The organism is Martelella sp., from assembly GCF_984369615.1.
This window is the reverse complement of sequence record NZ_CFHTCS010000207.1, coordinates 1-7,970: the sequence shown is the minus strand read 5'-3', so window position 1 is coordinate 7,970 and position 7,970 is coordinate 1. Positions and strand designations below refer to the sequence as shown.

Annotated in this window: 7 protein-coding genes; 2 read left to right on the top strand and 5 right to left on the bottom strand. The window is 64.4% G+C overall.

The genetic code is table 11. From position 1 onward, the window contains the following. Nucleotides 1-202: 202 nt before the first annotated feature. Nucleotides 203-1,303: a glycerol dehydrogenase gene (locus tag AC5DC2_RS15590; protein ID WP_491699135.1), complete on the bottom strand. Its 1,101-nt coding sequence runs from the start codon at nt 1,301-1,303 to the stop codon at nt 203-205. Between the two features lie 313 nt (nt 1,304-1,616). On the opposite strand from AC5DC2_RS15590, the gene AC5DC2_RS15585 reads away from it, so the two are divergent. Then, the gene (locus AC5DC2_RS15585; protein ID WP_491699134.1) at nt 1,617-2,192 is read left to right on the top strand and encodes a nucleotidyltransferase family protein; all 576 of its coding nucleotides are present in this window, start codon (nt 1,617-1,619) and stop codon (nt 2,190-2,192) included. 10 nt (nt 2,193-2,202) lie between these two features. Here the strand turns inward: AC5DC2_RS15585 and AC5DC2_RS15580 are convergent, their stop codons facing one another. Then, a complete protein-coding gene (locus AC5DC2_RS15580; RefSeq protein WP_491699133.1) occupies nt 2,203-3,054 on the bottom strand; it encodes an IclR family transcriptional regulator in 852 nt (283 codons plus the stop codon). A gap of 67 nt (nt 3,055-3,121) precedes the next feature. Next, nucleotides 3,122-4,834 (bottom strand): thiamine pyrophosphate-binding protein, encoded by a 1,713-nt coding sequence (locus AC5DC2_RS15575; protein WP_491699132.1) that lies wholly within the window; start codon nt 4,832-4,834, stop codon nt 3,122-3,124. Between the two features lie 180 nt (nt 4,835-5,014). Here AC5DC2_RS15575 and AC5DC2_RS15570 point away from each other — a divergent pair, with 180 nt between their 5' ends. After that, nucleotides 5,015-6,070: a lysine-2,3-aminomutase-like protein gene (locus tag AC5DC2_RS15570; protein ID WP_491699131.1), complete on the top strand. Its 1,056-nt coding sequence runs from the start codon at nt 5,015-5,017 to the stop codon at nt 6,068-6,070. Here AC5DC2_RS15570 and AC5DC2_RS15565 read toward each other — a convergent pair. Beyond that, nucleotides 6,052-6,954, bottom strand: coding sequence for an N-acetylglucosamine kinase (locus tag AC5DC2_RS15565; protein ID WP_491699130.1), 903 nt, complete (start codon nt 6,952-6,954; stop codon nt 6,052-6,054). The two genes, AC5DC2_RS15570 and AC5DC2_RS15565, sit on opposite strands and share 19 nt — an antisense overlap. A gap of 12 nt (nt 6,955-6,966) precedes the next feature. Further along, on the bottom strand, nt 6,967-7,970 hold a 1,004-nt coding region (gene lplAB, locus AC5DC2_RS15560; protein WP_491699129.1), incomplete at its 5' end, for a lipoate-protein ligase LplAB.

Sequence of the window (7,970 nt, the reverse complement as noted above, 5' to 3'; positions counted from 1 at the left end):
TACGCATCGTGCTTTCCGAAAATCGATTCCGATTTTCGGAAAGCACGATGCGCTAAAGCATTTCGCCATCAGATGGAACCATCTGACGTCCGCAAAAATGGGGCAAACCACCAAATAGGGCGGTTCCGCGCGTCGGTGAAAGGCGGAACCGCCCCAGCGGCCGGGCGCGCTGCCAGGCCCCTGGAGTTGCAGCAGCGTTTTTTCACGCGGCAAGCCGTTTTGCCTTGCGGCTTCGCCCTTCGGCGTCCGCGGCTTTGATGGCGGCAACGACGTCTTCGGGCTTAACGGAACCGGGCACGTTGCCCATGGTGTCAGCCGGGTCGCAGGCCAGTTTCGCCACCTTGAGAAGATCGGCGTCGCTGGCATCGCCGATGCCGATGTCGTCGAGCGTCATCGGCAGGCCGATCGCCTCCGAGAAGCCGTAGACGGCCTCGACGATCTCGCGCGGGCGTTTCGTCAGCATCACGAGCGCCTGCGTGCCGATCGCGACCTTCTCGCCGTGCCAGTAGGCGTGCGTGCCGGGAAGCGCGGTGAGGCCGTTATGGATCGCATGCGCGCCGGAGAGGCCGCCGCTTTCGAAGCCGAGCCCGGAAAGCAGCGTATTGGCTTCCACGACCCGCTCGAATTCGGGCGTCACGATCTTCTGCGCGGCCGCCGCCTTGGCCGCCGCACCATCTGCCAGCAGCGTGTCGAAACACATGCGTGCAAGACCGTAGGCCGTCATCGCGCCGATGCGGCCGGTCATGTTGGGGCTTTGCGTATGGCGGCAATCCTCGGCCTCGAAAAAGGTCGAGAGCGCGTCGCCCATGCCGGCGACGAACAGGCGCACCGGCGCACCGACGATCAGTTGCGTGTCGACCAGCACGACGTCCGGGTTCTTCGGCAGGACCAGATAGCGCTTGAAGGCGCCTTCCGCGGTGTAGATCACCGAAAGCGCCGAGCAGGGCGCATCGGTGGACGCAAGCGTCGGCACGATGACGACGGGAAGACCCGCCGCGTGGGCCACCGCCTTGGCCGTATCAAGCGCCTTGCCGCCGCCGATGCCGGCGATCACGTCGGCACCTTCGACCGCGACGCGCTTGCCGATGCGCGCGATTTCCTCGTCCGAGCATTCGCCGTTGAACGCCTCCACGGCAATCGCCGCCTGCCCGCCGCCGCTGACGGCGTCGCCGACCAGCGCCATCACGCCCTTGTCGATGATGGCGAGCGCTTTCTTGCCAAGACGGGCGATTTCCGCGTCAAGCTGGCCGATGGCATCGGCGCCCTGGACATAGCGTCCGGGAAAAATGGTTGTCGAGATCATTGTGAGCCTCCAATCTTTGCCGCGGTTGATCCGCGCACAGCATGATCGGACGCGCCGACAGGCGCTGCCGGTCACAGCTTCAGGAAAGACCCGCAATGCAGCCGTTTCAAGCAAAATCTTTGGCAATTGATCGTTTTATTTCAATTGCTTTTCGTCAATCCGGAGAAAGCCGAAAGGCTTTTGACCGCCGTCATCACGCAAACGCTGAAAGTGCAGCGGATTCTGCCCTTCCGCCGCATCAGAGCTTGAAAACGTCAGATTTTCCGCCAAGCTTGGCAATACGGGTTCGGCTCCGGACCCGAAGAGGACTTCGATGGACGACCAATGCGCGCGGCTTGCGGCCGCTGTTTCGGAAAGCCCGCTGCTTTCACCCATTCTGGAGAGTTTCGACCGGATCGAGCTGCCGGATTGCTGGCTGGTCGCCGGCGTTCTGGCACAGACGGTGTGGAACCGGCGTTTCGGCTATCCGCCGGCCCACGGGGTTGCCGATATCGACATCGTCTATTTCGACCCGAACGATCTCTCCGAACGCGGGGAGGCGCGTGAGGCGGCGCGGGTCAGGGCCATGTTCGAAGGCGTCCCCGCCTGGATCGACGTCAAGAACCAGGCTCGCGTGCATCTGTGGTACGCAGATCGCTTCGGCTACGGCATCGAGCCTTATGACAGTGTTTCGGAGGCGATCGCCACCTTTCCGGCAACCGCCACCTCCGTCGGCATCCGCCCGGTTGAAGAGGGATGGCAGTGCGATGCGCCGTTCGGCCTTGCCGACCTGATGAACGCCACCTTGCGGCCGAACAAGACCCAGGCTTCGCGCGAGGTCTACGAGAACAAGCTCGAGCGCTGGCTGGCGCTTTGGCCGGAACTCACCGCGATCGGCTGGGACGGCTGAGGCCGGGGCCTCAGAAATTCACGCCGGACAGGGCGGAGATTTCCTGGGCGGCACGCATCAGCATCGGCAGATGCGTGGCCTTCAGCTTCTCCTCCGTCAGGTTGCGGGCATTGCCGCCGACGCTCAGCGTGTAGATGTCTCCGGTCATCGGCGCATGCAGCACCACGCCGACGGCGTTATGGCCGGCGACCCATTCGCCGAAGGATTCCGAATAGCCGGTCTGGGCCATGCGTTCGAGCGCGGTTTCGAGCGCCGGCCTCTTTTGCGCCTCCCAGGCCTTGCCGTGAACGCCCTTGAGCAGTGTGAAGGCCGCTTCGCGTTCTTCCCCGGAAAGCGCGAAGAGATAGGCCCGGCCCGGCGCGCTCTCGGCAAGCGGAATGCGCGAGCCGACATTGAGGTTGAGCGCCACCGCCGTCGGCCGGCGCACCAGTTCGACGAACATCATCTCCGCCCCGTCGCGCACGGAAAGCGCGACGACGCAATCGCCGTTGGCCGCAAGTTGGTCCATATGCGAGCGCACCAGCTCTCCGAAGCCGAACCGGCCGATCGCGGCATAGCCGAGGGTGAGCACTTCGTTGGAGACGGCGTATTTGCCGTATTCGGGCATGTAGCGGAGATAGCCGAGCTTGGTCAGCGTGCCCAGCAGGCGCGAGACGGTGGTCTTGTGCAGGCCTGTGCGCTCGGCAAGCGCCTGGGTGCCGAGAACCTTGTCCTCGGCCCGGAAGGCGCGGAGAATGGAAAGACCCCGCGCCAGAGAACTGACGAAGGGACGTTCCTCATTGATGGCGGCTGCCCCGATATCCTGCCGGGGGCGACCGCGCCGTTTGACCGGCTGGCCGCTGTTGTCGTTTTCCTCGCTCATTGTGCCTGTTTAGCCCATCGAATGCCCATCTGTCATTTGGTTTCAGGGCTTCATGCGATGGCTTTTCCTATTTCAGCGAAACATTGTCCGGCAGGTCGTCATAGTCTGAGCAGTCGCGATGGCTGGCCGCCGGATCGACCTTGATGTCGAGCACCACCGGACCGCCGCGTGCGTGCGCTTCCCGCAGTGCGTCGCCGATCTGGTCGGCGTCCGTCACCGTCATGCCGGAGCCGCCGAGCCCTTCGGCCACCTTGGCAAAATCATGATCGCCGAAGTTTACCCCGATGGCCTTGTTGCCGAGATTGTCGCGGACCATGCCGAGGCCGGCATTGTTGGCGACGACATAAACCACGTCGAGGTTCTGTTCGGCGGCCGTTGCGATCGCGTCCATGGTCATGACGAAGCCGCCGTCGCCGATCACGCCGGTGACGCGCTTTTGCGGGCAGGTGATCTTGGCGCCGGTCGCAGCAGGGGTCGACCAGCCCATGCCGCCGATGCCGCCGGGGGCGACGAGCTGATGCGGCGAGCGCAGCGGCAGCGATGACGTTGCCCATATGCGGTTGGTGCCGGCGTCGAGCGTCAGCAGATCATCGGGCGTCAGGAAGCCGTCGAGGCCGCGCATGATGTCTGCATAGTGCACCGTGCCGGGTCGCGTCTTGTAATGCGGCAACTCGCCATAGCGGTTTTCGGTCTTCAGTGCGGAGATGAAATCCTTGCGCCGTTCGGCCGTCACTGGGTCGACGCCGGGGCGGTCGAGAAGGAAGGAAACGACGTCCGCCACGTCGGCGGTCACCGCCATGTCCACCGGCAGGACCCAGCCCGCCTGCAGCGGATCGATATCGACCTGGATGATTTTCTGCTCGCCCGGCCGCATCATCTTCTCGTCGCGGAAGCGGGTGTATTCCGGCCCGAGGCTGCAGCCGAGCACGAGGATCAGGTCGGCGGCCTGGACCATGCGGTTGGCGGATTTTGCCGCCCAGTTGCCCATCATGCCGACGGCGACGGGCGTGGTCTCGTCGATCGTACCCTTACCGTGATAGCTGGAGGCGACGGCGATGCCCTCGCGATTGGCAAGGCGCGACAGCGTCTCGCCCGAGCGGCTCATATAGATGCCGTTGCCGGCGATGATCACAGGTCGCTCGGCAGTTTTCAGCGCTTCCGCGATGGCGGCAAGCGCATCGCCGTCCGGCTTCATCGGGGTCGAACGCAGATAACCTTCGGTCGGATAGAGTTTCGCGCGCGGATGGTCTGGCACGTCTTCCTTGATGATATTGGTGCGCATGACGACGGCGGCGGGCCCCTGGCGCGGGGTGGCGGCATGTTTCACGGCAAGCTGGGTGCCGTAGATCGCCTCCTGCGGGGTCGTCGCATAGGTGGCGTATTTGGTCATCGTCTTCATCACGGCGAAGGCGTCGCCGGCGCCATAATCGCCGGTCATGGTCTGGTAGACGCCGTGCTGGGCAAAGCCGTCATAGCAGGACGTATCGGTGAGCACGACCATGGGGGAGGAGGAGAAATAGGCCTCCAGAATGCCGAAGGCGCCGGTCGAAGAGGCAAACGGTCCCTGCGCCATCAAGAGGCCGGGGCGGCCGGTGAGCTTGCCGGCGACCTGGGCCATGACCGAGGCCGATTGCTCCGAGCGCGCCAGTACGAGTTCGAACTCGTCCTTCCGGTCGAAAAAGGCCGGAAGCGACCAGGTGATGCCGAGGCCCGGCAGGGTGAAGCCGCGCGTGATGCCGGCCTCGATAAAGGTTTTGATGACGCCTTCATTGGTCTTCATGGATGTCCTCCCATTCTGTCCGCAACCTAAACCACCAACTTAATTCTGCCAAGCGCAATTATGTAGTGTTATATGAATTTATTCACGAGAGCGGTGCACCCTTTGTTTTGACAGTCGGATGGCGTAGAAGGCGGGTCGGAAAGGGCAGGACCTTGCAGAACGACGGGCGGTGCGGCTGAGATGACGAAGAGCGGTGCAAAAGCGGTGGTGAGTGCTGCTGGACTCGTGCGCCACGGTTTGGCGTCTCCGGATGACAGCGCCGCGCTTGAAGCTGTGGCGGAAAACTTCCGCATCCGTATTCCCGCCCATGTTCTGGAGGCGCTGGACGGTGCTGCCGCAGATGACCCGTTGCGCGCCCAGTATGTGCCGGATGCACGCGAACTCGATCATCACGACGATGAAAGCGCGGACCCGATCGGCGATCAGGTGTTCGAACGCCAAAAGGGCATCACCCACCGCTATCCCGACCGCCTGCTGCTGAAACCGACTCATAGCTGCCAGGTCTATTGCCGCTTCTGCTTTCGCCGCGAGAGCGTCGGCAAGCCGGAGGCCGCGCTCAACGACGGGGAATTGGAGGCGGCGCTTGATTACATCCGCGCGCATGAGGAAATTTTCGAGGTCATACTTTCGGGCGGCGATCCCCTGGTTCTGTCCGACCGGCGGCTCGGGCTTCTGATGGAAGCGCTTGGCGGGATCGATCATCTCGGCGTCATCCGTTTTCACACCCGCGCGCCGCTGGTGTCGCCCGAGCGCGTGAGCGAGGGGCTTGTTGCTGCGCTGAAGCGGGCGGGAAAGACGGTCAACATCGTCATCCACGTCAACCATGCGCGCGAGCTGACGGATGCCGTGAAGGCGGGGCTGGCCCGGCTCGCCGACAACGGCATTCCGCTGTTCTCGCAAACCGTGCTGCTCAAGGACGTCAACGATGATGCCGAGACGCTCGCGACACTGTTCCGCGCGCTTCTCGTCAACCGGGTTAAGCCCTATTACCTGCATCACCTCGACCACGCGAAGGGCGTCAGCCATTTCGCCGTGCCGGTCGCGCGCGGTCAGGCGATCATGCGCGCCCTGCGCGGGCGCGTCTCAGGTCTTTGCCTGCCGACCTATGTGCTCGATATCCCGGGTGGCCACGGCAAGGTGCCGGTCGGGCCGGTCTATCTGGAAGAGCTGGATGCGGGCGACTACCAGGTCGAGGATTACCAGGGCGTTCGCCACCGCTACTCCGACTGGCGCTGAAAGGCGCAGCGCGCCAGTTGCGCCGCGCCCTCGGCGATATCGGCCTCGGGAAACAGGGCGCGGCCGTCGAGATGTGCAGCAATCGTCTCTCCGACCACCGGCGAGAGGCGAAGAACGCCCCCGACAAAGGCGACAGGCAGGTCGCCGGCGCGGAAAATCAGGATATTGCCGAGGCGGGCGAGCTCCCGGCCTGCCTCTTCCAGAAGGCCTTGCGCGCAAGGGTCGCCGGCATCAGCGGCCCTGGCGACGGCCAGCGAAAGCGCGCCGATCCGCCCCCGGTCGCCGCCATAGACAAGGCGTTTGACCTCAGCCCAGTCATCGCTGCCGATCATCTCGAAGACCTGTGCGGCAAGGCCGGCCATATCGCCATAATCACCATCCTCGTCCAGCCTGCGGTAGAGCGCGCGGACGGCGGCAAGCGCGATGGAACCGCCCGAGCCCGCATCATCGATCATCAGCCCGCGCCCGCCGACGCGAAGCCGCGATCCGTCAGGCCGGAAGTGGCTGCCGATTGCGCCGGTGCCGGCCGAGACCAGATGGCCTTCGCCGGGCGCAAAGAGAACGCAATAGGCCAGTTCGATATCATCCATGAGGGTGAGACCGCCGGCAGTAATGCCCATCGCTTGCATGACAAGTGCCGCGATGTCGTCAAAGGCTTCCGGCCCGTAGCCGGAAAGACCGATCATCGCGGCATTGTGGGGATGCGGAAGGCTTGCGCCGATGCGCTTGAAGCTTGCCTCGAGGCGGGCCCGGTCGCCCGGTGCGGCAAGGAGCGCGCTTGCGCCGGAAGCGGTTCCGCGCCTGACGGGGTTTCCCGCAGCATCGACCACGGCGAAGCGGGCGCCCGTGCCGCCGATATCGCATCCGAGGAAGAACCCGCCCATCGTCGCAAGCCTTTACGGGATCGAAGCCAGCCATTCCGGCGTTGCGAATTTCTCGTCCGCCAGCGCCTCGGCAGCCTTGTATTCCTCCGGCGTCACCTTGCCGTCGCGCCCGCCGTTCAGTTCCGCGAAGGTCGCCTTCATCCGGTCGATCACCGCCCGGCGGTCGAGCCCGGTCTGGCTGCGGACGGGATCGACGCGCTTGGCCGCGCTCCTGGTGCCCTTGTCGGAAAGTTTCTCGCGGCCGATCCTGAGCACCTGCATCATCTTGTCGGCATCCATGTCATAGGCCATGGTCACGTGATGCAGCACGGTGCCGCCGCCATAGCGCTTCTGCGCCGCGCCGCCGATCTTGCCCTTCGAGCTCGCAATGTCGTTGAGCGGCTTGTAGAAGGCATCGACACCCAGATCATTGAGCGCCTTCAGCACCCAGTTGTCGAGAAAGGCATAGCTGTCGGCAAAGCTCATGCCATCGACCAGTTCGCCCGGCGCGTAGAGCGAGTAGGTGATCGCGGTGCCTGGCTCGACGAACATCGCGCCGCCGCCGGTCACCCGGCGCACGGTCTCGACGCCGAGCCGTTCGGTCGCTTCCATATCCACTTCGTTCTTCAGGGACTGGAATGCGCCGATGATGATGGCGGGGCGCTCCCATTCCCAGAAGCGCAGCGTCGGCGCGCGACGGCCCTCGGCAACGGCGCGCGCCAGGACATCATCGATGGCGAGATGCATGGCCGGGGTCTCCGCGCCTGTATCGATGATCTCCCATTCGAAATCGCGCCAGGTCTTGGCAACGCCCAGCGCCCGGCGCACGGCGATCGCCACCGATTCGAGGCTGAAGCCGATCAGCGCGGCATCGGGCCTCAGCTTCGCCTTCAGCGCCGCGACCATCGCCTCGGCCGAACCTGTCGCCGGCTGGCCCTCGAGGGCGGAGCAGAGATCGGAAAGCGCCTCCGGCGGCTCGAGGAAGAAGTCGCCGGCGATCTGGACATCTGAAAGCCTGTCGTCGCGTATCTCGAGGT